Source organism: Thioclava litoralis, from assembly GCF_045278885.1.
Taxonomy (GTDB): Bacteria; Pseudomonadota; Alphaproteobacteria; order Rhodobacterales; family Rhodobacteraceae; genus Thioclava; species Thioclava litoralis.
In genome coordinates, this window is record NZ_CP135443.1 from 1,860,756 (window position 1) to 1,881,431 (window position 20,676).

General features: G+C 60.6%; 18 protein-coding genes and 1 tRNA gene. 10 read left to right on the forward strand and 9 right to left on the reverse strand.

The features are described 5' to 3' along the window. Positions 1-14: 14 nt before the first annotated feature. From ahpC to RPE78_RS09125, 7 genes are all read right to left on the reverse strand, one after another. On the reverse strand, positions 15-578 hold the full coding sequence (gene ahpC, locus RPE78_RS09095) for an alkyl hydroperoxide reductase subunit C (protein WP_339109188.1): 564 nt from the start codon (positions 576-578) through the stop codon (positions 15-17). Between the two features lie 114 nt (positions 579-692). Beyond that, positions 693-1,943: an amidase family protein gene (locus RPE78_RS09100; protein WP_406720361.1), complete on the reverse strand. Its 1,251-nt coding sequence runs from the start codon at positions 1,941-1,943 to the stop codon at positions 693-695. Between the two features lie 207 nt (positions 1,944-2,150). Then, positions 2,151-3,797, reverse strand: a complete 1,647-nt coding sequence (locus RPE78_RS09105; RefSeq protein ID WP_339109190.1) for a BCCT family transporter — start codon at positions 3,795-3,797, stop codon at positions 2,151-2,153. Positions 3,798-3,956: 159 nt separating this feature from the next. Next, complete coding sequence (locus RPE78_RS09110; protein ID WP_339109191.1) at positions 3,957-4,988, reverse strand: HlyD family secretion protein; 1,032 nt, start codon at positions 4,986-4,988, stop codon at positions 3,957-3,959. Between the two features lie 7 nt (positions 4,989-4,995). After that, a complete protein-coding gene (locus tag RPE78_RS09115; RefSeq protein ID WP_406720362.1) occupies positions 4,996-6,648 on the reverse strand; it encodes an MFS transporter in 1,653 nt (550 codons plus the stop codon). Further along, positions 6,641-7,084, reverse strand: a complete 444-nt coding sequence (locus tag RPE78_RS09120) for a MarR family transcriptional regulator (protein ID WP_339109193.1) — start codon at positions 7,082-7,084, stop codon at positions 6,641-6,643. Before RPE78_RS09120 ends, RPE78_RS09115 begins: the two co-directional genes overlap by 8 nt. A gap of 151 nt (positions 7,085-7,235) precedes the next feature. Next, positions 7,236-8,477, reverse strand: coding sequence for an Hsp70 family protein (locus RPE78_RS09125; RefSeq protein ID WP_339109194.1), 1,242 nt, complete (start codon positions 8,475-8,477; stop codon positions 7,236-7,238). Between the two features lie 173 nt (positions 8,478-8,650). Here RPE78_RS09125 and RPE78_RS09130 point away from each other — a divergent pair. Next, positions 8,651-8,724: transfer RNA gene (locus RPE78_RS09130), tRNA-Gly, on the forward strand. A 76-nt stretch (positions 8,725-8,800) separates the two neighbouring features. Here RPE78_RS09130 and RPE78_RS09135 read toward each other — a convergent pair. Beyond that, the gene (locus tag RPE78_RS09135) at positions 8,801-9,865 is read right to left on the reverse strand and encodes a tyrosine-type recombinase/integrase (protein WP_406720363.1); all 1,065 of its coding nucleotides are present in this window, start codon (positions 9,863-9,865) and stop codon (positions 8,801-8,803) included. Between the two features lies 1 nt (position 9,866). Continuing rightward, on the reverse strand, positions 9,867-10,049 hold the full coding sequence (locus RPE78_RS09140) for a hypothetical protein (protein WP_406720364.1): 183 nt from the start codon (positions 10,047-10,049) through the stop codon (positions 9,867-9,869). A gap of 456 nt (positions 10,050-10,505) precedes the next feature. Here RPE78_RS09140 and RPE78_RS09145 point away from each other — a divergent pair, with 456 nt between their 5' ends. From RPE78_RS09145 to RPE78_RS09185, 9 genes are read left to right on the forward strand one after another with little or no spacing between them, the layout of a single operon-like run. After that, positions 10,506-10,955, forward strand: coding sequence for a phage tail tube protein (locus RPE78_RS09145; RefSeq protein WP_406720365.1), 450 nt, complete (start codon positions 10,506-10,508; stop codon positions 10,953-10,955). Further along, positions 10,955-11,335 carry a GTA-gp10 family protein gene (locus tag RPE78_RS09150; RefSeq protein WP_406720366.1) on the forward strand — a complete coding sequence of 127 codons (381 nt, stop codon included), beginning with the start codon at positions 10,955-10,957 and terminating at the stop codon, positions 11,333-11,335. The genes RPE78_RS09145 and RPE78_RS09150 overlap by 1 nt, the downstream gene beginning before the upstream one ends. A gap of 32 nt (positions 11,336-11,367) precedes the next feature. Beyond that, complete coding sequence (locus tag RPE78_RS09155; protein ID WP_406720367.1) at positions 11,368-11,556, forward strand: hypothetical protein; 189 nt, start codon at positions 11,368-11,370, stop codon at positions 11,554-11,556. After that, a complete protein-coding gene (locus RPE78_RS09160; RefSeq protein ID WP_406720368.1) occupies positions 11,528-13,861 on the forward strand; it encodes a hypothetical protein in 2,334 nt (777 codons plus the stop codon). Before RPE78_RS09155 ends, RPE78_RS09160 begins: the two co-directional genes overlap by 29 nt. Continuing rightward, on the forward strand, positions 13,861-14,475 hold the full coding sequence (locus RPE78_RS09165; protein ID WP_406720369.1) for a hypothetical protein: 615 nt from the start codon (positions 13,861-13,863) through the stop codon (positions 14,473-14,475). Before RPE78_RS09160 ends, RPE78_RS09165 begins: the two co-directional genes overlap by 1 nt. Beyond that, the gene (locus tag RPE78_RS09170) at positions 14,472-14,762 is read left to right on the forward strand and encodes a hypothetical protein (protein ID WP_406720370.1); all 291 of its coding nucleotides are present in this window, start codon (positions 14,472-14,474) and stop codon (positions 14,760-14,762) included. The genes RPE78_RS09165 and RPE78_RS09170 overlap by 4 nt, the downstream gene beginning before the upstream one ends. Continuing rightward, positions 14,762-15,373 (forward strand): hypothetical protein, encoded by a 612-nt coding sequence (locus RPE78_RS09175; protein WP_406720371.1) that lies wholly within the window; start codon positions 14,762-14,764, stop codon positions 15,371-15,373. Before RPE78_RS09170 ends, RPE78_RS09175 begins: the two co-directional genes overlap by 1 nt. 4 nt (positions 15,374-15,377) lie before the next feature. Continuing rightward, on the forward strand, positions 15,378-15,794 hold the full coding sequence (locus RPE78_RS09180; protein WP_406720372.1) for a DUF6950 family protein: 417 nt from the start codon (positions 15,378-15,380) through the stop codon (positions 15,792-15,794). A gap of 5 nt (positions 15,795-15,799) precedes the next feature. Continuing rightward, positions 15,800-20,674: a hypothetical protein gene (locus RPE78_RS09185; RefSeq protein WP_406720373.1), complete on the forward strand. Its 4,875-nt coding sequence runs from the start codon at positions 15,800-15,802 to the stop codon at positions 20,672-20,674. Positions 20,675-20,676 lie beyond the last annotated feature (2 nt).

Genomic DNA, 20,676 nt, shown 5'->3' on the forward strand with positions numbered 1-20,676 from the left:
GTGATCCTGACGGATCAGATTTTGCCGACGAGTTCGAGCGACGGTGCGAGGGTTTTCTCGCCTTCTTTCCATTTGGCGGGGCAGACTTCGCCCGGATGCGCGCGCACATATTGTGCAGCCTTGATCTTGCGCACGAGGTCGGAGGCATCACGGCCGATCCCTTCTGCGGTGATTTCCATCGCCTGGATCACACCATCGGGGTCCACGATGAAGGTGCCACGATCTGCCAGACCTTCATCTTCGCGCATCACTTCGAAATTGCGGGTGATCGCGCCGGTCGGGTCGCCGATCATCGCATATTGGATCTTCACGATGGTATCGGAGGATTCGTGCCATGCTTTATGGGTGAAGTGGGTGTCGGTCGAGACCGAGAACACTTCCACGCCCATTTTCTGCAGCTCGGCATAATGGTCGGCCACGTCGCCCAGTTCGGTCGGGCAAACGAAGGTGAAATCGGCAGGGTAGAAGAAGAACACTGCCCATTTGCCCGCGATATCGGCGTCGGTCACGTCGATGAATTTGCCTTGCTTGAAGGCTTTGGCGGCGAACGGTTTGATCTTGGTATTGATGAGAGCCATTGTCGTGTCCTCGTCTTTCGGTTTGGGAGGCCGGTTCTTTACGATCCGGTTCGGGATTTAACCCTTGGACGCACATTGTCACGTTCCGCAGATTATATGAAATTGATTGTTCTGCTAGTTTTGATAGCTTTTATCTATCGTGCCTTCCTCCGGCACGGCGCAGGCGGCCAGCAAGGGAGCCAGCTCATGCGCGGCATGGATCAGCTTGGCATCCTCGTGCCGCGCCGCCACCAGCATCAGCCCGACGCCGGCATGGGGCAGCGGCAGGGATATCGCACAACCGTCGATCACATTGGCCAGCGACGTGTTGCGCAGCGCCAGCTGGTTGAGGCGGTTGAACGCCTCTTCGTCCTCCAGCGCCGAAAGCTGCGGCGGCAGGATCGGCGTGGTCGGCAGCACGATCGCGCGGCCCAGAAGCTCGCGCTTGGCGCTGCGGGCGATCGTTTCGCGCAAGAGCAGGCTACGGGCGTAATCGGGCGCGGTGACCTCATCGGCGCGCGCCATGCGTTTTGTGACACGTGAATCAATACGGTCGTGGAGTTCGGCATATTCGCTTGCGTGATGGAGCCGCGATTCGACCGCCGAGAAATGCCAGATCTCGAGCTGGCGATAGAGGTCGAGGAACGGTAGGTCCATTTCGATGATGCGGTAGCCCGCCTCTGTCAGCACCTCCCGCGCATCCTCGAAGGCCTCTGCCACCTGCGGGTCCAGCGCATCGCGGCCAAAGCTGCGCGGCAGGATCAGCTCTTGCGGCAGTTCGGCCTCGTCATAGGGGGCATCGCGCAGCACTTCCATCGCGGCATGGAGGGTCAGCGCATCGCGTGCCATCACCCCAACGCTATCCAGTGTATGTGACAGCGCCACGGCACCGTCGCGGGGCACATCGTCAGCGGTGGGTTTGAAGCCGATAATCCCGCAAAACGCAGCAGGAATGCGCAGCGAGCCGCCTGTATCCGTGCCAAGCGCGATATCGGCCACGCCACGCGCCACAGCGGACGCCCCGCCCGAGGTCGACCCTCCGGCAATCGCACCCGCGATCAACGGTGTCAAAGGGGTGCCGTAATGCGGGTTCTGCCCGAGGCCGGAATAGGCGAATTCCGTCATATTGGTGTGGCCGACAAGCCCCGCGCCTGCCGCACGCATTCGCGCGACGGCAAGGGCATCTTTTGTCGCCAGCGGGCGGGTGTCACGGGCTTTGGAACCCGCGCGGGTCTGGTAGCCTTGCACATCAAAGAGGTCCTTGACCGCCACGGTCAGACCGTCCAGCGGCCCATCCGATGGCCCGGGCACGGGGCCTGTGAAGACCTGAGTGAAATCGGGCGCTTTGGCACGGGCGCGGGCGAGGGTCAGCGGATCGGAGGTCATAGCGGCACTTTCGGCTGTCGGCAGAGCTGATCGGTGCGGACCGGATCTGCCAGAGAAATCTGCCCCGATTTGTGAGCCAGCTTTCCTGTGAAGTCCAGCCCTCCCGCCTTGTGCACAGACAGGCCCGAGTGAGAGGCGGCCCGAATAAAGCATGGCCGAGCGCAGAAAGGTCAAAGGGCAGGTCTGCGGACCTGCCCCCTGCGTCGGTCAGTCTTTTGCCGGTGCCATCTCGGGCGGTGGGGTCGGGTCCGCGCCGTAAAGATCGCCGGGCAGTTCGGGCGGCATGGCATGGTCGGCCTCGTCGTCATTGCGATAGATCTGGTTGTGGCGGTAGATCATCAGCGTGTCCCAACGCAGCGCCTTCAGAAGCCCGATCAGGATCAGGAAGCACACCACCGCGAAGGGGAAGCCCGCGACCACGGCCGCCGCCTGTAGCGCGTTCAGCCCGCCCGCGATCAGGAGCACCGCCGCCACGCAGCCTTCGGTCACGGCCCAGAAGATCCGCTGGATCTTGGGCGGGTTCGGGTCGCCGCCTGCGGTCAGCATGTCGATCACGAAGGAGCCCGAATCCGAGGAGGTGACGAACCACATCACGATCAGGATCATCGCGAAACCGGAGGTGAGGTTCGACATCGGGAAATAGTCCAGAAGGGCGAACATGGCCTGCCCGTAAGCCTGTCTGGTGGCCTCGACCAGCGTGTTATCCCCGCCCAGCGAGATATTCAGCGCGGTGCCGCCAAAGGCGCAGAACCAGAAAAACATGATCGAGCTTGGCAGCAGCATCACGCCCAGCACGAATTCGCGGATGGTGCGCCCGCGTGAGATCCGTGCGATGAAAACCCCCACGAAGGGCGACCAGCTGACCCACCATGCCCAGTAGAAGATCGTCCAGCTGTTCTGCCATGTGCTTTTTTCATTATAGGCTTCGGTCCACGTGGCCCAGCTGATGAAGTGCGAGATGTAATCGCCATAGCTCTGCACATAGAGATCGAAGATGAAGATGGTGGGGCCGACGATCAGCATGAACAGCAAGAAGACCATCGAGAGGCCGATATTGAGGTTCGAGAGCCGTTTGATCCCCGCATCAAGCCCCGCTACGACCGAGATGGTCGCCGCAAGCGTGATCAGGGCGATGATGATGACCTGTGTCAGGATCGACTGTTCCCAGCCGAACAGATCGCCCAGACCCGAATTGATCTGCATTGCCCCGAGGCCCAGCGAGGTCACGATGCCGAACATGGTGCCGAAAACGGCAAGGATATCCACCGCATCGCCCCATTTGCCGAAGATGCGCTCGCCCAGAATGGGATAGAGCGCCGAGCGGATGGTCAGCGGCAGCCCCTTGCGGAAATGGAAATAGGCCAGTGCAAGCCCGATCACGGCATAAATCGCCCAGCCGTGGATGCCCCAATGCAGGAACGAGATGACCATCGCCTGTTTGGCGGCCTCTTCGGTTTCGGGCGTGCCGACCGGCGGTGCGAAATAGTGGTAAAGCGGCTCTGCAACCCCCCAGTAGATCAGCCCGATGCCGATGCCTGCCGAAAACAGCATGGCGGTCCAGCTGAACAGCCCGTAGGCAGGTTTTTCATTCATCCGTCCAAGCCGGATATCGCCGAAGCGTCCAAACGCCAGATAGATCGCGGCGATGACGAAGAGATTCATCTCGATAATGATCGCCCAGCCGAGATTGGTGGCGAACCATGTCTGCAAACCGCCGAAAAGGGCATTTGCCTGATCGTTAAACAGCGCGCCATAGATGATGAAGCCGACGATCAGAATCGCCGAGACCGAAAAGACGCGTTTATGAACCTTTGGAAAGAACAGCAGGCGTTCCTGCTGGAGATTATCTGCCATATCTGGCCTGTCCCTTTGTTTTCGCTTGTTGTTTTGGCGGGTCTGCGCGCCGCTCGGGACGCGGCGCTCCAGACAGGGCAACAAACGGGGGCAGGTTGGGTTCCGCAAAAACCTCACAATCCCTCACCGCCATGTGAGGGCGCGGCGTGGCGGGCGGTCTTACTCGCGGGAGATATCGACCACCACCGACAGACCGGGCACCAGCTTTTCGGCCCCGTCCTGTCCCGCATCAATCGTGATCCGCACGGGCACGCGTTGGGCGATCTTGGTGAAATTGCCGGTGGCGTTCGAGCTTGAAAGGACCGAGAATTCCGATCCGGTGGCGGGCGAGAACCCTTCCAGATGGCCAGTAAAGGCTTTGCCGCCAAGCGCATCGACCGTGAAACGCACCGGCTGCCCCAGCGCCATGCCCTGCAGCTTGGTTTCCTTGAAGTTGGCAATGACCCAGACATCCGTGCCTACGAGGCTCATCAACGTGGTGCCTGCCGCCACATATTGCCCGCCGCGCACCCCGATCTGGCCCAGCCGACCGTCTATCGGGGCGGTGATGGTGGTGTGTTCAAGGTTGATCCGCGCCAGTTCCAAGGCGGCTTGTGCGCTTTCGACGCTGGCTTGCAGGGTCTGGGTGTCCATCTTGACCGATTTCAGATCCTCTTCCGCAACATGGCGGGCGGCAATGGCCTCTTCCAGCGAGGCTTTGGCCTGTTGCAGGGCAAGCTGCGCGTCATCGGCATCCGATTGCGAGAGGTAGCTCTTGTCTTTCAGGCGCGAGGCGCGCTGCCATTCGCGCTCGGTGGTGGCCACCGAGGCCTGCGCGGAATCCTGCGAGGCCTTGCGGGATTCAATCGTGGCCTCGGCCGAACGGATGTCTTGGGTGTTGTTGGCCAGCGCGGCTTTGGCGGAATCCAGATTGGCCTGCGCCTGATTGAGGGCCTGCACATATTGCCGGTCATCGATCTTGGCCAGCACATCGCCTTTTTTCACTACCTGGAAATCCTGCACCGGAACGTCGGTGATGAAGCCCGAAAGCTGCGGGGCGATCGAGGTCAGGCGACCGCGGATATAGGCATCATTCGTCTGTGCGACAGAACTGCGGAAGGGGGGGATCTGCCATGCATAGAGGATGATCGACAGGCCGATCAGTCCGAAAGCAAGAGCGATAAGCGAGGGAAGGTAACGTTTTACGGACATTGGGGACTCATGCGGTTTGCGTCTGGAGACGCTCTTGGCGTTTGGTCCAGAGATAGTGGAGGATCAGGCAGGCCAGCGTGGCCAGAGCCAGATAATTGAGGGCGCGGAATGCATCGGCATAGGCCAGCACATTGGCTTGCACGCTGACACTGTTGGACAGGGCCGTCAGGGCCTCGGCCTTGATGATGGTGGGGTCCGCCGAGGTGGTGGCGTAAAGGGCCTTGAGCTGGGTCATCGTGCTGGTGACGATGGGGGCACCATCCCTCAGTTGCTCGTTCAGCAGTTGCGTATGCAGATTGGTGCGCAGCTGGACCATCGAGCGGAAGACCCCCGATCCGATCACCGCGCCAAGGCTCTGGCTGGCCAGAAAGACGGCAATGAAACTGAGCAGGTAGTTCGGGCTGCGCTTGAAGGCGCTCATCACCCCGTTGGCCATAGCCGTCGGCAGGAAGATCGTCGAGGCAAAGCCCAGCATGGCCTGACTGAGGAAGAACTGCTGCGGGCCATATTGTGCTGTCACGCGTGTATCCATTGCCAGCCCGACCGCCATCATCGCCAGCGCGGCCATGTGCATTTCGGGCATGCGCTCCATCTTGAAGGTCAGGGCGCAGACGATCCCCCCCGAGATGGTGGCGATGGTCACGATCAGGAACAGAAGCTGCTCTTGGTCATTGCTGTAGCCCAGCGTGTTCAAAAGGCGTGGAATGCCAACGGTCTGTTCGCTCAGCAGCATCCGCATCAGAAACAGTGCCGCAGCAAGCCGCAGGATCGGCCAGGAGGCCAGCCAGCGCAGATCGATCAGCGGGCGCTCGCGTTTGAGCTCTATCGCCACGAAGGCGGTGAGGCAGGTGACAGCCAGCGCGGCGACGCCGCCCAGCCATGTCGCATCGGTCCACCATACGGTGGTGCCCCAGAAAAACAGCACCACGATCGACCCGAAGCCGATGGCCAGCAACCCGAAGGTCAGCACATCCATTACCGAAATAACCGGTGCGCGCGGCATGGGGGACAGAGGCAGGATGTAGATCAGCGCGATCATCAGCAGCGAAAGTCCGAATTCCATCTGCCGGAGCGAGAGGAAGTTGAAATGGTGATAGAGGCTGGGCGAAATTGCATAGGCCAGCGGAGTGCCGACCAGAATGAAGGTCATGACCAGTGGCAGGCCCAAGGTGGTTTTCTTGGGCAGGGGCATGATCTCCAGCATGTAGAGCACCGCAACCGAGGCCAGCGGGGCCGAGGCGCAGCCTGCGAAGAATTCGACCACGATGGCGCTATGCAACCCGTCCACCCAGAGGGTCGCGAAGTTGATCAGCGCAAAACAGGCCACCGATAGAATGGCGAAATTGCGCAGGCCGTATTGGGTGCGCAGTTTGACCAGCATCAGCGACAGCGAGGCGCGGGGGATCATATAGGCCGCCGTCAGCCATAGGGCCTCGGTCTGGCTGGCTCCGAGGTCACCGGCAATGCGTTGCGAATTGGCCGTTACGAACCCCTGGCTGAGCGACATGGCGATGGCCACGCAGATGGACGCCGTCACATATCCCAGAACATGCAGGCGCGGCTTCGGCTCGAAGGGCGGCGGCGGGCGCTGCTCTTTGGGCGAGGGGTCGCGCGGGTTCGGGTTCACACCCGGGATATGTAGATGCGGTGTCTCAGACATTTTTTGCCATATCGTCCAGATTGACGTGCAGACGTTGCACCAGCTCGTAAAGCTGGGCGAATTCCTCGTCGGACAGGTTGTGGAACAGGTCGTGCCGCAGCGTATTCGTGTATTGCAGGATATCGGCGGCCTTATCTTTCGACAGATCGGTCAGGAACACGCGCCGCACACGCCGGTCGCCCTCGACAGCGCGCCGTTCGATGAAACCGGTCTGTTCCAGACTGTCCAGCGTGCGGTTCAGGGTCGGGGTTTCGATGCGCAGGGCCTCGGCAAGCTCGGTCTGGCTGCTGCCCTCATTGCGGGCGATTTGTAGCAATGCTTGTGCGCGGGCAAAGGTCAGACCCAACGCGCTGGCACGGGCGTCAAAGGCCTTACGCAAGCGGCGGTTTAAAAAAACCATACTGTTCAAGACCATACGGTCATCAAGGCGGGTCATGGCGCTCCTCTGGGTTAGCACTCTAACTATTAGCAAGCTTATTTAAGGAAGGTGTATATCTTTTGCGTGTTTTTCCAATGCCAAACTTCGGGAAAAACGGTGCACTTATGCAGACGCATTGCGCGCGCAAGGCACAATGCTGCAAAAATGGTCAGGGTGTGAAGTTGGCCGTGGCCAGCGCCAGCCCGTCGATCACGGCAGTGAACGCTTCGGCCTTGCGTAATTGGGCGTTGGGGCAGATCGATTGTGCCTCTTCGGCGACAAGCGCCATCAGGCTGGAGCCGCCTACCAGCACCACCGCATCCAGCATTTGCGGGGCCAGTTGTGCCTGCATCAGCGTCTGGTAGATCGCATTGCGCAGTGCTTCCTGATGCTGGCTGAGCGCGGCGTTGAGCATGCCACGGGTCAGGCGGACCTCGAGCTTGGGCTCGATCATGCCCATTCGGATGGCGGCCTGTGCGGCGTTCGAATTTGCCGCGATCTTGCCGCTTTCAACGGCAAAGGCCAGTTCATGGCCAAGCTGTTCGTCCACCACCCGCGCCAGACGCCCGATGCGCAGCGGGTCCAGCGCGTTGCGCGCCATATCGGCCACGAGGCGACGGGTTTCCGGCGTGTAGACAAAGGGGATCTTTTCCCAGCGCGACAGATCGACATAGATCCCGCGCGGTACGGGCAGGGTGCCGTCGCCCATCTCGCGTTTCAACGTGCCGCCCAGACCGAGTTCGGGCATCGCGCGGGCCAGCGAAAGCGCATGGTCGAAATCGGTGCCGCCCAGCCGGATGCCGTGGCTGGCGAGGATGCGGATCTCTTTTCCCTCGCGACGGTAGACCGAGAAATCCGAGGTGCCGCCGCCGATATCGATGATCAGTCCGGTCTCGCTGGCGCGTTCGGAATGGCCTGCCGCCAAGGCGGCCGCTTCGGGCTCGGGCAGGAACCGCACCGTCTCGAAACCCGCCGCCAGATAGCAGGCGCGCAGATCGGCTTCGGCGCGGGCATGGCGTTGGGGGTCGTCGTGGAAGGCCACGGGGCGGCCCGAGAGAACCTCGGTGAAACGCACCCCCGTCTGGGCTTCTGCCTCCTCGCGCAGGCGGATCAGGAAAATCGTGATGATCTGGGCAAGGCTTTGCCGTTTGCGGCCAATGCGCCGTTCCTCGTGCAGAAGCTCCGTGCCCAGAACGCTTTTGAGCGCCCGCATATAGCGTCCGGCATCGCCTTCGATCAGCGCCTCGCCTGCCGCGCGCCCGATCCGCATCTCGCTGCCGTCTTCGGGAAAGAACACCGCCGTGGGCAGGGTGTCCTGCCCGTCTTCCACGGTCAGGCGGCGGATGCCGTCAGTCTCCAAGACGGCAAGGGCGCTATTGGAGGTTCCGAAGTCGATGGCAAGGCAGGGCATGGGCGTCTCTTTCAGGCAGGTGCGCGCCACTGTTCAAAGCGGCGGAACATGCCAGCTAATGAGTTCATCGCGCTCTGGCAAGAGGCCGCGAGAGAGATGCAAAACTTCCCCCGACGCAGATCGGAAAGGGGCTTGCATCGCGGCTGTCGCTTCTATATCCACTCTCCCACTACGCGGGCGTTGTGTAGTGGTAAGACCTTAGCCTTCCAAGCTAATGACGCGGGTTCGATTCCCGCCGCCCGCTCCAATCCTCCTAAAATTCTGTTTGTTTTACAGGGCTTTGCCCCTGATATGTCCCACGTTGAAACGGGCCGTGGGACACTTTACCAATTCATATGCTCCAACATGGCCATTGCATCGCGCGCCATTTTCCATCGCTCGACGCCTTTGGTGTAGATCTCGGATGTCTTCGCGCTCGTGTGACCGTGGATAGTCATGATCTGGTATTGTGAGCATCCTTCCTGCGCCAAGAGATGGCCTGCGGCCTTGCGGATGCCGTGCGCGCTGCGGTTCTCCAGCCCGGCGTCACGGCACCAGCGCCGGAACATTTGGCCAAGGGAATCGGGTGTCGCGAAGGGCTCGCCTTTGCTGTTGGCTAGGTAAGTCTTGCTCGTGTGCTCGACGGCGCGGGTTGCTTTGTAAAGCGGCGGCAACATCGGGATTGTGACCGGTGCTGATCCTTTCTTTCTCGGCTTCCAGCTGATTGCCCTGACGCCTTCGATCATTGTTTCATGCTGTCGGCCCAGAAGGATGGCATCGCCGATCCGACAGGCGGTGAACATGAAGATGGTGAGCGCAAGGTGCTGGGTTGTGCCAGCGGGGAACTTGTTGCGATACTTGCGCAAGTCATCGGCGGTCCACGGCACCGCGCCCCCTTTGCCTTGATCGATCCGTCGAATGCCAGCGGCGGGGTTTACGTCAGACAGTTCGCGTTCTGCCGCCCATCGATACATCGATCGGATGCCCTCGACGATGCTGTCAGCCCATGCCGGTGTCGCGGAGAACTCGTCGCGCAGCTCGATGACTTTGGAGGTCGGCATCGCGAGAGAATAATCTGCGTAGCGCTCGGTCAGGACTTTCATCACCTGCTTGCGTTTCTTCAACGTAAGCGGCGAGGCCGCGCCAGATTTCACGTCTTGCTCCAAGGCGGCGATATGCTTTGCCGCTAGCCAGCCCACAGAACCACGGATGGCGCGTTCTTCGGCGGTGGCTTCCGGCTCGATCTTGATGCCCACGCGCGCGGCGAGATAGACCTCCATAAACTGGGGGTGTTCCGGGGTGACCGTGAGGATGATCCGTTTTGACGCCTGTTTCTCGACGCGGACGCGGTATCGAAGGTTTCCGGAGGGTAGTTTTTCAATCAGTAGACCGGGCAGATTGATCTTCATTTCACCACTGTAGAGGTTTGCGATTGTCGTCTTGCTGGCGGGTTGCCGCGGGGCGCGATGCCGCTTGGCTGATACGGATCGTGCCATCTGGCAGGATCTCCACCACATCGGCGGCCATACCTTCCTCTCGGCATGCAGAGATGGCGCGCTGGATGGCGGTTTTGGTCGGTCGTGCTGCTTTCATGGATACCTCCTTGTTTATCGCTGTCTTTTCTCAGTCTTTCAGCGCCCAGTCCGCGAGTTTTTTGCCCAGATACCACGGCCAGATCATTGAACGCCAAAACCCGATCTTGCTATCGCTGGCGGTTGCTCCGCCCAAAAGAACGACTGTTAGAAGTAGGTACATTCAATTGTCCTTTTCGGTTTTTTGCTTGCTACTCAAAGCCTCTATCTCGCCGGACAGAGCGCGAATGACGTCGATCGCGCAGCGTTTGACTGGGTCTCGGCTATCGTTGGACAGCTCCGCGAGCAGTGCTTTGATCCCGTCTTCACTGGCATCGGTTCTGCGCGGGTCAGATCCGGCGCGGATTGACGCGGGCTTGCCGTTTGAAAGCTGGCTCCCGCATCGAAGAGATCAGGGAATAGTCCCTGCGCCCATATCGGCCCTTGGGCAAGGCAATCCAAAATCTAGGAGCCTGATATGGCCAAACCGACCACGTTTGTGGGTTCGTCGGTTGCGATCTTCTTGGAAGATACAGCAAACCCCGGCACGTTCCTCCGTCCCTGCGGCCTGAATAGCCATACGGTGACCTTCTCGAAAAACACGCAGGATGTGACCGTGCCTGACTGCGACGATCCCGAGCTTCCGGCGTGGATCGAGCGCGGTGTCGAAAGTCTCGATTTCTCAGCGAACGGTTCCGGCATCCTTGCTGCCGAGGCGCTTGACAATTGGTGGGCTGCTTTCAACACCACGGACAGTATCAAGGCGCGGATCTATGTCGGCAAAGCAACCGACACCAACAACGGGCGCTTCTGGGAAGGCAAGGTTCACGTCACCAGTTTCGAAACGAGCGGCGAGCGCGGCAACAAGGCGCAATGCACCGTCTCTGTCGTGTCCGATGGCGAGCTTACTTATAATACGGTGACCTGATGACACAGCCGGTTATTCTGAACTGGCCGGGCGGGGAGGATGAATTCCTCCTTCGTCTCGGCGAACTGAACGCGCTGGACGATAGCACGTCAGACGGAGTTCTCGATCTCCGATACCGGCTCTCGCTTGGGCGGGCGCGAGGCAGCCTTGCCTATGCACCCGTCCGTATACGTGAAACTCTTGATTGCGTCCGCCTAGGGCTAATCGGGGCGGGGATGGATCGCAAGGAAGCGCAGCGAAAGGCCGATCAGGCCTTTTCTGACGGGGACATTGGTGAGCTGAACTTGCTGGCCTTCACCATCATCAGCAATGCGCTGGCAGGCAAGGAGCATGACCCCGTGGGGGAGGATCAGGCGGCGGTGGAGATGGGGGCCGACTGAGGTTTTCGCGCATCATCGGCAATGGTGCCGTGATGGGTTTCGCCCCGTCGCAGATCAAGGAAATGACGCTCTGGGAATATCTGGCCTGCCTTGATGGTTGGAACAGGTCGCAGGGCAAAGGCCATGCTCATGAGGGTGGGCCGATGACAGATGCGGATTATGACGCGCTGTGCGAACTCGGAGATATGTGGAATGGTAACGGAAGCGGAAGCGGGTCTTGAAATCCCGATTGGCCTGACCGAGCAGAAGTTTGTGAAGCAGCTCGCGCGGATCGAGGCTCGGGCGCTCAAGGCAGCGAACAGCTCTGAGCAGGCATTTGTTCGCAGTAATGCTAAGACGGTCACGGGATTTAACAGCGCGGAACAGAGCGCTGGAGCGTTTTCCGCTGAATTGGACCGTCTTCGCAATAAGTATGACCCACTTTATGCCGCGCAGCAGAAGTACAATGCGCAGCTTGCCGAGTTAAACCGGATCAAGCCTGAGCTTTCGGTGGGGGCTTACGAGAAGGCTCTGGGGTCTCTGAACGCCGACCTTGCACGAGCCAGCACGTCAGCGGGTGGCGCAGTTGTGGCGACTGCCAATAAAGTCACGGCCTCTAATGTGAAAATGGCCAAATCTTTCTCCGGCATTTCGCCGTCAGCTCGTGGCCAGATCCAGAACGTCAGTTATCAGCTGCAGGATTTGTTTGTGCAGATCTCGGCAGGGACAGCGGCCACGACCGCGCTCGGCCAGCAGATGCCGCAGCTTCTGGGCGGCTTTGGTGCGCTCGGGGCTGTTCTCGGTGTCGTCGCAGCGGTGGCGCTGCCGCTTGCGGGGACGTTCCTGAGCGCGGGCGAAAAGGCGCAGACGCTTGACGAAAAGGTCAAGAGCCTCGAGGGAGCCGTGAAGGATTACCGATCGGCGGTCGAGAATGCGACCATGCCGACGGCGGATCTGGCCGAGAAATATGGTAAGGCGACGGACGCGGCGCGGGACTTTTTCGAGGCGCTGGAGCAGATCAACAAGGCCAATGCGCAGGACTCGCTCGACACAACGCTCGATGCGATCTCGGAGAAGTTTGGGAAACTGCAATCTGAGAACCTGCAGCCCAATGCGCAGCTTCTGGATCTCGTCAATGGGCTGAACCTCGGCGGCTTTGACACGCGCACGCTGGATGACCTGGCCGAGAAGCTGAAGATCACGCAAGGCGCGGCTTTGCAAGTCGCTGGCGGTCTCGAGAAGCTGCAGACGGCCAAGGGGCCGGAAGCTCAGGCACAGGCCGCGCGCGAGCTGGCAGATACGCTGCAGAGCACTCTCGGGCCAGCTGCGGATATGTCGGACGAGGCGCGCGAGCTTTACGAGCAACTGTCAAAGGCTGGCGTGGCAGCGTCCGACCTCACGGGTGCGGCGGGGCAGGCCTCGGGGGCGCTGGATGGTGCCGCCAGTTCGGCCGGGCGCATTGCCGACGAATTGCAGCGCGCAGTCAATAACGCTATTCAGCTCTCGGCGCAGGGGATCAACGACCTGCAACGTTCGCAGATCGAATTGCAGTATAAGGACAATCCGACTGGCCGAGCGGCCGCCCTGGCGGGCCTGCAATTCGACAGCCAGACCGACCTTCCGGCAGGCCCTGATCCGACTGTCGTCAATGTCGTGAATGAGCAACGCAAGGCCTTCATCGAGAATGCTGTGGCAACCGAGCAGAACCGTCAGGCTCTGATCGCATGGCAGAAGGAGCAGGCTGCCGCCGAGGCGGCAGCCAAGAAGGCCGCAAATGGTAGCAAGTCGAAGAAGGCCAAGCCCGGTCTCTTTGCCGCCTCCGACGAGGATCTTCTGCGTATCGAGCGCCAGATGGACTTGCTCGGCAAGTCCGGTGCTCAGGTGGCCGAGCTGCAAGCGCGGTGGGCGCTTCTGGATGAAGCCAAGCGGCGCGGACTGGCGGTCGATGACGAGCTTAACGCGAAGATCAACGCGCAGGCCGAGGCAATCGGAAACCTGACCGAGAAGCATAAGCAGCTTTCGGATCAGCAGGCTTTTGTCGATAACCTGACCGACGACCTGAAAGACGGCTTCCTTGATGCGATCGTTTCGGGTGAAAGCCTGTCGGGCGTATTCGAGGATCTGGCCAAGTCCATCGCTAAGGCGGCGTTGCAAGCGGCACTCTTTAACGAGGGCGTTTTCGCTTCGGGCAGCGGTGGCGGCTTGCTCGGCGGTCTATTTTCAAGTGCTACGAGTCTGCTTTCCGGCAAGCGTGCAACTGGCGGTGGGGTCGGCGCGGGGTCGGCCTATCTGGTCAATGAGAACACGCCGAACAGTGAGATATTCGTGCCCTCGCAAAACGGGGCTATTTTGAATGTTCCACAGGCCCAGGCGGCGCTTAGAAAGTCGGCGGGCAGCGGGGCGGCCACCGTCGTGCGTAACATCTCGATTGACGCGCGCGGCGCACAGGCAGGTGTGGCGGATCAGATCGTTTCGGCGTTGGCGGCTTATGATGAACAGCTGCCCGCTCGTGTAGTTGGCATCACTCGGGAAGATTGGAGGCGTTGATGGCAATTTCTTTCCCTGCGGATCTGGGGTGGATTTCCGATCTGATTATACCGTCGTCCTGTACAATGGATCTGCAACGCAACGAGGAAACCAGCGGTGTGGGTTCGGGCCAGTTTTGGTCTGCAGAACTGGCTGAACCGCTATGGACGGCGCAGGTTGGTATTCCACGTTTTCTGACCCACGCTGAAGGGCGGGCATTTGATGCGAAGATGCGCCGCCTCGGCACCAATCGCACCCTTTTATTCGCAGACCCGATGTATAAAGGGCTCGATCAGAGTGGGGTGGTAATCTCGTCCTTCTCGACCGATCGAACGGCGATCACCTTATCAGGGCTTGCCCCTGGCACGGACATTCTGGCTGGCCATCGGTTATCCGTCGTTTATGGCGGTCATATTTGGTTTGCCGAGTTTGATGAGGATGTCACTGCTGACGACAGCGGCGTTGCAGGACCGGTTCCGGTCTATCCTTTCCCGCCCATGATCCTTGCTGCCGGGGCAGTGGTTGAACTGGCTAAGCCTTATCTGAAAATGATGCTTGTTGATCCCGCAGCATCTGCAGCTCTTCCGGGCAATCGGGTGGGTGAGAAAACCCTGACATTGAGGCAGAAACCATGACCGAACACACGCTTAAAGGAAAAACAGACGCCATCACGCTTGGGGTTGAGGTGACGTCCGTCGAGGACGCTTCCCGGGTGTATACCACCGCGTATGGGCTGAAGGCTTTTACCGGAACGGGGAAGGTGAAGACTGACGACCAGCTCCGCATCGAGGCACTAGAAAACGAAGTGGTCGCGCTGCGCAGCGAGGTGCAGTCGCTCGCATGCGCTATTACCCAGCTGGATGCCAGCCTGCGCGACGCCATCCAGCAGGCCTTGGACGCCAGCAGCGGAGGCCCCCAGTAATGCGTGACCTCCCCGCAGGCTTCATCGCCGCGCTACAGGACGCACCGGAGCATGGTATCGAGCCGGTCTGGTTCGTCACGGTAGAGGCCACGGATCGCGACACAGGCGAGACCGTGGCCTTTCCGTTCTGGACAGGTAGTTATGACCTGCCGCTGGATATGCCACGCGTGGACGGCACCATTGAGGCGCGCACCCATATTGGCGGCTGCGGGCTGTCTGTCGGGTCCATCACCTACGTCGCGGATTTGACCTCGAAGACCGTCAATGTGACCATGAGCCAGATTGCCGATGCGGCACAGTCCATGCTTCGCGGTCACATCATCAAGGGCGCGCCGGTCGAGATCCATGTCGGGTTGCGCTCGGGGGGCGGCATGGCCTCGATGCCGGTTCTGATGTTCGCGGGGATCGTGGACGAGGCACCGCTTGTGACGCCTGCGGTTGGCGGGGAGGGGTCGATCACATTGACGATCCAGTCCGAGATCATCACGCAGATGCGGCAGATCAACCCCGCGAAGTCGTCGGACCAGCACCAAAAACGACGGAATAGCGGTGACCGCTTCGTAGAGTATGCATCCACCGTCACCAGCCGCCAGATAAAATTCAACGAGTAATGCTATGAAAAGATTTAACAACTGGCGGTCGCGGTTGCGTGACGAAATTTCGCGTCAGACACCGTTGGCACATGTCTGGGGCACTCATGATTGCGTTGTCGGCCTTGGCGGCGGGGCCGTGCTGGCGATGACCGGCGAGGATATCGTGGCCGATCTGCGCGGGCGATACGACAGCCCCGAAACGGCGGCGGCCTTACTGGCCGATATGGGCTTTGATAGCTTGGGCGCTGCTGTTGCTTCACGCCTGCCGGAGCATGAACGACTTTCCAAGGTTAATATGGGCGACATTTGCGTTGTTCCCGTTGATGGCCCGCTCTCCGAGGCCGTGGGCCTTGTCGATGTGTCGCACATCAACATCCTTACCCCGAACGGGCGCGGCATTGTCCCGCGCCGAATGATGACCCGCGCCTTCAAGGTCTGACCCCAATGAAAAAATTGCTTCTGATTTCCACCGCGCTGATCGCCGTCAGCGCGGTTCCGGCACATGCTGGCCCGGTCTCGTGGGCGCTGCTGGCCAATGGGGCCAGTCTCTGGTCGGTCGCGGCAAATGCGGCCAGCGCATTGCTTGCAACGTCGTTTGGCCGGATCGCGGTTTCGGCGGCTGCCTCGCTTTTGTCGGCGGCGTTGACCAGCAAGACCGCTTCCGGTGTCGAGGCGGGGTCGAGTCAGGTCGAGCTGGGAGACGATGCGTCGCTTTCCTTCACGCTGGGCCTGTCCTCGACCGGCGGCGTGCGCAAATACGTCGCCAATGAGGGGTCGCGCATCATTGCCGAGGTGGTCGAGCTGTCCTGTCTGCCGCAGATCGGCACGCCCACGCTGTGGGTGAATGACGAAGAGGCGCGGATCGATTGGGACAATCCCGCGATTTCGGTCGGAGGCAACTGGTCGTGGTTCAAGAAGGGCGGGGTGAACAGCTCGACCGATTACTCGGCTGACCAGATCATCGGCTATCCGGTGAAGAATTTCCGCGAGGGTTCGGGGGCTTCGGCCCGCGACCGCATGCTGGTCAAATACGTGGACGGCACGCAGCTCGCTGCCGATCCGCAACTCGTCTATCTGTGCAGCGATGATCCGGATTACCCGTGGACCGCCGATATGGTCGGCACCGGCAAATCCTATGCGATCTGCTATTACTATTTCGATCCGCAGACGATGACCTCGCCGCCCACGAATACGTTCGTGCCGCCGCCCTTGCGCCTCTATGACCTGCGCAATGACGGCACCAATGGCGGGTATGGGCCGGAGCGTTGGGATGATCCGACGACGTGGACCGGCACGGGCGATCATAATCCCGCCATTCAGGCCTATAACATCATTCGCGGCATCTACTGGCACGGGGTGAACGGGGCTGATCCGTTTGGCGAGTGGATCTGGGGCGGCAAGAACCTCGCCGCATGGCGTCTGCCTCCGGATGCATGGATCGCGGCGGCCAATAGCTGCGACGAGACCGTGACGTTGTCGGATGGTGCGACCGAACCGCGCTATCGCACCGGTGCCAAAATCACCGTGGATATGGTGCCTGCCGCTGTGCTGGAGCAGATCGGGCAGGGGGCGAATATGCGCTTTGCCGAGGTTGGCGGTGTCGTCAAACCGATGGTCGATGTGCCTGTGACCTCGGCTGCCTCGATCACCGACGAGAGCATTCTGATCACCGAGGGGCAGACGTTGACGCCGTTCCCGGCGATGACGAATACCTATAACGCGCTGACCGCCACCTATCCCGAGCCTGCCGAGAAATGGGCCACCAAGGACGCGGCTGAATATGTCAGCGCCACGGCCACGGCAGCGGATGGCGGGCGGTATCTGCCCACGTCCATGACCTATTCCTGCGTCCCCTATGCCGACCAAGTGCAGCGCCTCATGCGGGCCCAGCTGGAGGATTACCGGCGCTTTGGAGTGCACGTCTTTGTGCTGCCGCCCAATGCCGTGGCGCTGGAGCCTCTGGATGCGCTCTCGTGGTCGTCGGCGCGCAATGGCTACGTTGACAAAATGTTCCTCGGCGGCTCGATCACGATCACGCCCGCGCTCAATGTGCAGGTCAATCTCACCGAGGCCGACCCGTCCGATTACGACTGGTCGTCGGATTTCGAGCTGCCCTATGTGATCACCACGCCCGTAAACCCGACGGTGCCGGTGCAGGGGATCGATACCTTTGCCGCCGTGCCGGTCACGGTGCAGGACGCGGGCGGGACCGACCGCCGCGCGGCGATCCGGTTTTCCGTGGCCGACGACGAAACCACCGGCCTGACGGCCCTGCATGTGCAGCTGGCAGTTGACGGGGGAAGTGTGTCCATCGATCAGGCCCTGCCGATCAATGACGATCTGGTCTGGACATATGACGCGGCCATCCTGCCTGCGACAACCTATCAGGCGCGCGGTCGGCTGCTGTCTGACCTGACGCCCGCGTCCGACTGGTCGGAGTGGGTGACGCTCACGACGCCCGCAGTCTATCTATCTGGCAGCGACCTCTCGCCCGAGGTCAACGCGGCGCTGGACGCGGCCAATGCGGCTGCGGATGGGATTGCGCAGGCCCAGCAGGACGCGGCAGACGCAGCCACGGCGGCAGCGGCGGTGCGGGATGAATTCGACGCGCTGACCAGCGATTTTGATGGCACGCTGACTGAGGTCTTCGATGGTGTGCAGCAGGAGATTGATGCCAACAAACAGACGGCATCTGACAATCTTGCGCAGGCAATCACCGATCTGACGGGTGCAATCACGCAATCTGCGGCGGATGTGACCAGTGCCTATAAGGAGGCCGACGCAGACGCCTTGGCAACGGCGAATGCAACCTATGCAGCAAAATCCGCGCTGGATGATGCGTTTGCCCTGTCTCAGACGAACCTGTCGGCTGCTATCGGTATCGGCACGGATAGCATCATGCGGGACATCTATCTCGGTAGCTACGTGTCGCGCTGGGGTGCGGATGGCACTGTCACCTCTGCGGACAACGAGATTTATCCGCTCGGCAAGACGTGGACGTTGACCGCGCCCGACGAGGCATCGCGTCCGGGTCTGCAATTCACCGCTGGCGCGTTCACCTCAGTGGGCGGCGCGGGGCATGTGATCGAGCTGGACGTCACGCTGCTGTCTGGCTCGCTTAGCGGCACCAAGCTCCTGTGGGACAACAATACCAGCCCGCAGATCAGCAACCGACGCGTGGAGCATTTCGTGTCGGATGATCCGAATTACGAGGACGCGATCGGGCAGATGCAGCGCCTGCGCTATGTTGTCACGCGACCCGATGGGGCAACGCGCGAGAACTCGGTTTCGCACTACCTCTATCTGATCTGCAACTGGGGAACGGACGATACGGATACGCCGGTGAGCTTCAAGGTGCACCGCGTTAATGTGCGTCCCGCAACGGACGAGGAGCTGGCAACGGGTCTGGTCGCGGATGCGATCAGCGCCGCTATCGCGGATCAGGATGCGGTGGTGGTGGAACGCGAGGGCGCACTTGCTCAGCGCATCAGCGATATGGACGCCGCGTATAAATCGGCCGACAGCAATGTGCTGGCCTCTGTGGCGGAAACCTATCTGACGCAATCGGATGCAGAAGCGGCCAATGCTGCGCTGACGCAGGCGCTGACTGCGGCTTATAAGGCGGCGGACACGGCCACATTGCAATCGGCGGAAAGCCCTCTTTCGGTGTCGGATTTCCGCGAACAGGGGCTGCACTGGACCAATAGCCTGAGCGGAGCGCCTGCGAACAAAGGGGGCCTCGATCCTGCTGTCACGTTCCGGCTGTCCAATCTCTATGGATACGTCGCGCAGATTGACGGGAGTATCACGGTCAACAAGCACCTCGCGCCGCGTGGATATTTGCGCAACAGCGAGATCCGCAAATATCGCACAACCGTTGTTGCGCGACACGCTGGCGATGCTGTCAGCAATTCTGAGACCGCGCTAATCTTTGTCGTGCGGGTCTACGACGAAAACTACGCCTATGCCTCGGCAAACATCCTCAATACCAACATGACCACACCGGCAGGGGGCGCATGGACCGAGGTTGCCTTCGAATGGTCCAGCACGGGCGCTTCGGCCTATATCCTGCCGTTCGTCTATTGTGCGGCATCGCGGGCAGAGTCGGGGGTGATTTATGAGGTCGCCATCATCAAGACGGAGGACATTACCGCCGCAGAGGACGTGCGTGCGGACACAGAGGCCACGCTGACCAATCTCTACTGGCTGAAAGCCGACGGTGTGGAAGCTGTTGCTCAGGCATCGCAGGATCTCACCACGGCTTACGAGGCGGGCGATCAGGCGATCAGCACCAACCTGTCGGAAAATTACTACAACAAATCGGCAGCGGACACGGCCACGGCATCGAAAATCGCGACCTACGATGCCACCATTCGTGGCGCTGACGGGCAGATCAAATCCACGCTGCTGACCAACTACGTGACCACTTCGGAGCAGGACAGCGCGATTGCAGCGGCGAAGGAGGAGTTTAACGCCTCTATTTCCGGCCTGTCCGGCAGCCTCGAAGAGATCAAGGGGCTTGACCTCGATGCGCTCGCAGGCACGGCTTTCGGCCAGTTCCTCACGGGGCTGGATGTGCAGGCCGATGGTAGCTCGGCCACGGTGACACAGCAGGCGCAGGCTCTGGCCACGTTAGGCGGTAAAGTTGCGGCATCGTGGTCCGTGACCGGCACCGCAGGCTCGGGCGGGGTGTTCTCGATCTCGGGCGTGGCGCAGGATGGGGGCGATGGTGCATCGCGGTCGGTGCTGAAATTCACGTCTGACGTCCTGCAGTTCGACGGCGAAATTTCGCAGTTCTTCGGTCTGGTCACGGCTGACCAGATCGACGTGACAGATCTGCGGGTTGGTGCGGCCAATATCGAGCTGGCCTCGATCACAGGGGCGCATATCGCTGAGCTGACCGTTGACACGCTCAACCTTGCAAAGGGGTCTGTCTCGTATTCGGAAAGCTACGAAATCACCTGTCCGAATGGCTGTGCGAACGACCGCTATTATCTGCAAGCCGAGTTCACGCTGGAAATTCCAGTGGATAGCTTGGTGTTCCTGAGCGCCGATAACTACGGGATGATCAACCTCGACAATGCCAAGGAATATGCGTGGCGGATCACCGTGCCGGAGGAAAGTTTTGATCGGTATATCTATGGCGGCAAGACGGAGACGTTTGCGCAAACTGGTTTCTACTGGACCTATGACGGCGACCCCCTCGTCTTCATGGCGCCGTTTTCGGCAGGCACAAAAACGATCAGGGTCTGGGCCACAAACTTCCGATCCTCGACCGTCAACTATCTCAATTTCTCAATCGTCTATCTCAAGAGGTGAGC

Excerpts from the sequence above, each read along its gene's own strand:
- RPE78_RS09155 (WP_406720367.1), top strand. The coding sequence starts at position 11,368 with ATGGGTTTCGCCCCGTCGCAGATCAAGGAAATGACGCTCTGGGAATAT.
- RPE78_RS09175 (WP_406720371.1), top strand. The coding sequence starts at position 14,762 with ATGCGTGACCTCCCCGCAGGCTTCATCGCCGCGCTACAGGACGCACCG.
- RPE78_RS09165 (WP_406720369.1), top strand. The coding sequence starts at position 13,861 with ATGGCAATTTCTTTCCCTGCGGATCTGGGGTGGATTTCCGATCTGATT.
- RPE78_RS09180 (WP_406720372.1), top strand. The coding sequence starts at position 15,378 with ATGAAAAGATTTAACAACTGGCGGTCGCGGTTGCGTGACGAAATTTCG.
- RPE78_RS09140 (WP_406720364.1), bottom strand. The coding sequence starts at position 10,049 with ATGAAAGCAGCACGACCGACCAAAACCGCCATCCAGCGCGCCATCTCT.
- RPE78_RS09115 (WP_406720362.1), bottom strand. The coding sequence starts at position 6,648 with ATGTCTGAGACACCGCATCTACATATCCCGGGTGTGAACCCGAACCCG.
- RPE78_RS09120 (WP_339109193.1), bottom strand. The coding sequence starts at position 7,084 with ATGACCCGCCTTGATGACCGTATGGTCTTGAACAGTATGGTTTTTTTA.
- RPE78_RS09145 (WP_406720365.1), top strand. The coding sequence starts at position 10,506 with ATGGCCAAACCGACCACGTTTGTGGGTTCGTCGGTTGCGATCTTCTTG.
- RPE78_RS09110 (WP_339109191.1), bottom strand. The coding sequence starts at position 4,988 with ATGTCCGTAAAACGTTACCTTCCCTCGCTTATCGCTCTTGCTTTCGGA.
- RPE78_RS09185 (WP_406720373.1), top strand. The coding sequence starts at position 15,800 with ATGAAAAAATTGCTTCTGATTTCCACCGCGCTGATCGCCGTCAGCGCG.
- RPE78_RS09100 (WP_406720361.1), bottom strand. The coding sequence starts at position 1,943 with ATGACCTCCGATCCGCTGACCCTCGCCCGCGCCCGTGCCAAAGCGCCC.
- RPE78_RS09150 (WP_406720366.1), top strand. The coding sequence starts at position 10,955 with ATGACACAGCCGGTTATTCTGAACTGGCCGGGCGGGGAGGATGAATTC.
- RPE78_RS09170 (WP_406720370.1), top strand. The coding sequence starts at position 14,472 with ATGACCGAACACACGCTTAAAGGAAAAACAGACGCCATCACGCTTGGG.
- RPE78_RS09160 (WP_406720368.1), top strand. The coding sequence starts at position 11,528 with ATGGTAACGGAAGCGGAAGCGGGTCTTGAAATCCCGATTGGCCTGACC.
- ahpC (WP_339109188.1), bottom strand. The coding sequence starts at position 578 with ATGGCTCTCATCAATACCAAGATCAAACCGTTCGCCGCCAAAGCCTTC.
- RPE78_RS09105 (WP_339109190.1), bottom strand. The coding sequence starts at position 3,797 with ATGGCAGATAATCTCCAGCAGGAACGCCTGCTGTTCTTTCCAAAGGTT.
- RPE78_RS09135 (WP_406720363.1), bottom strand. The coding sequence starts at position 9,865 with ATGAAGATCAATCTGCCCGGTCTACTGATTGAAAAACTACCCTCCGGA.
- RPE78_RS09125 (WP_339109194.1), bottom strand. The coding sequence starts at position 8,477 with ATGCCCTGCCTTGCCATCGACTTCGGAACCTCCAATAGCGCCCTTGCC.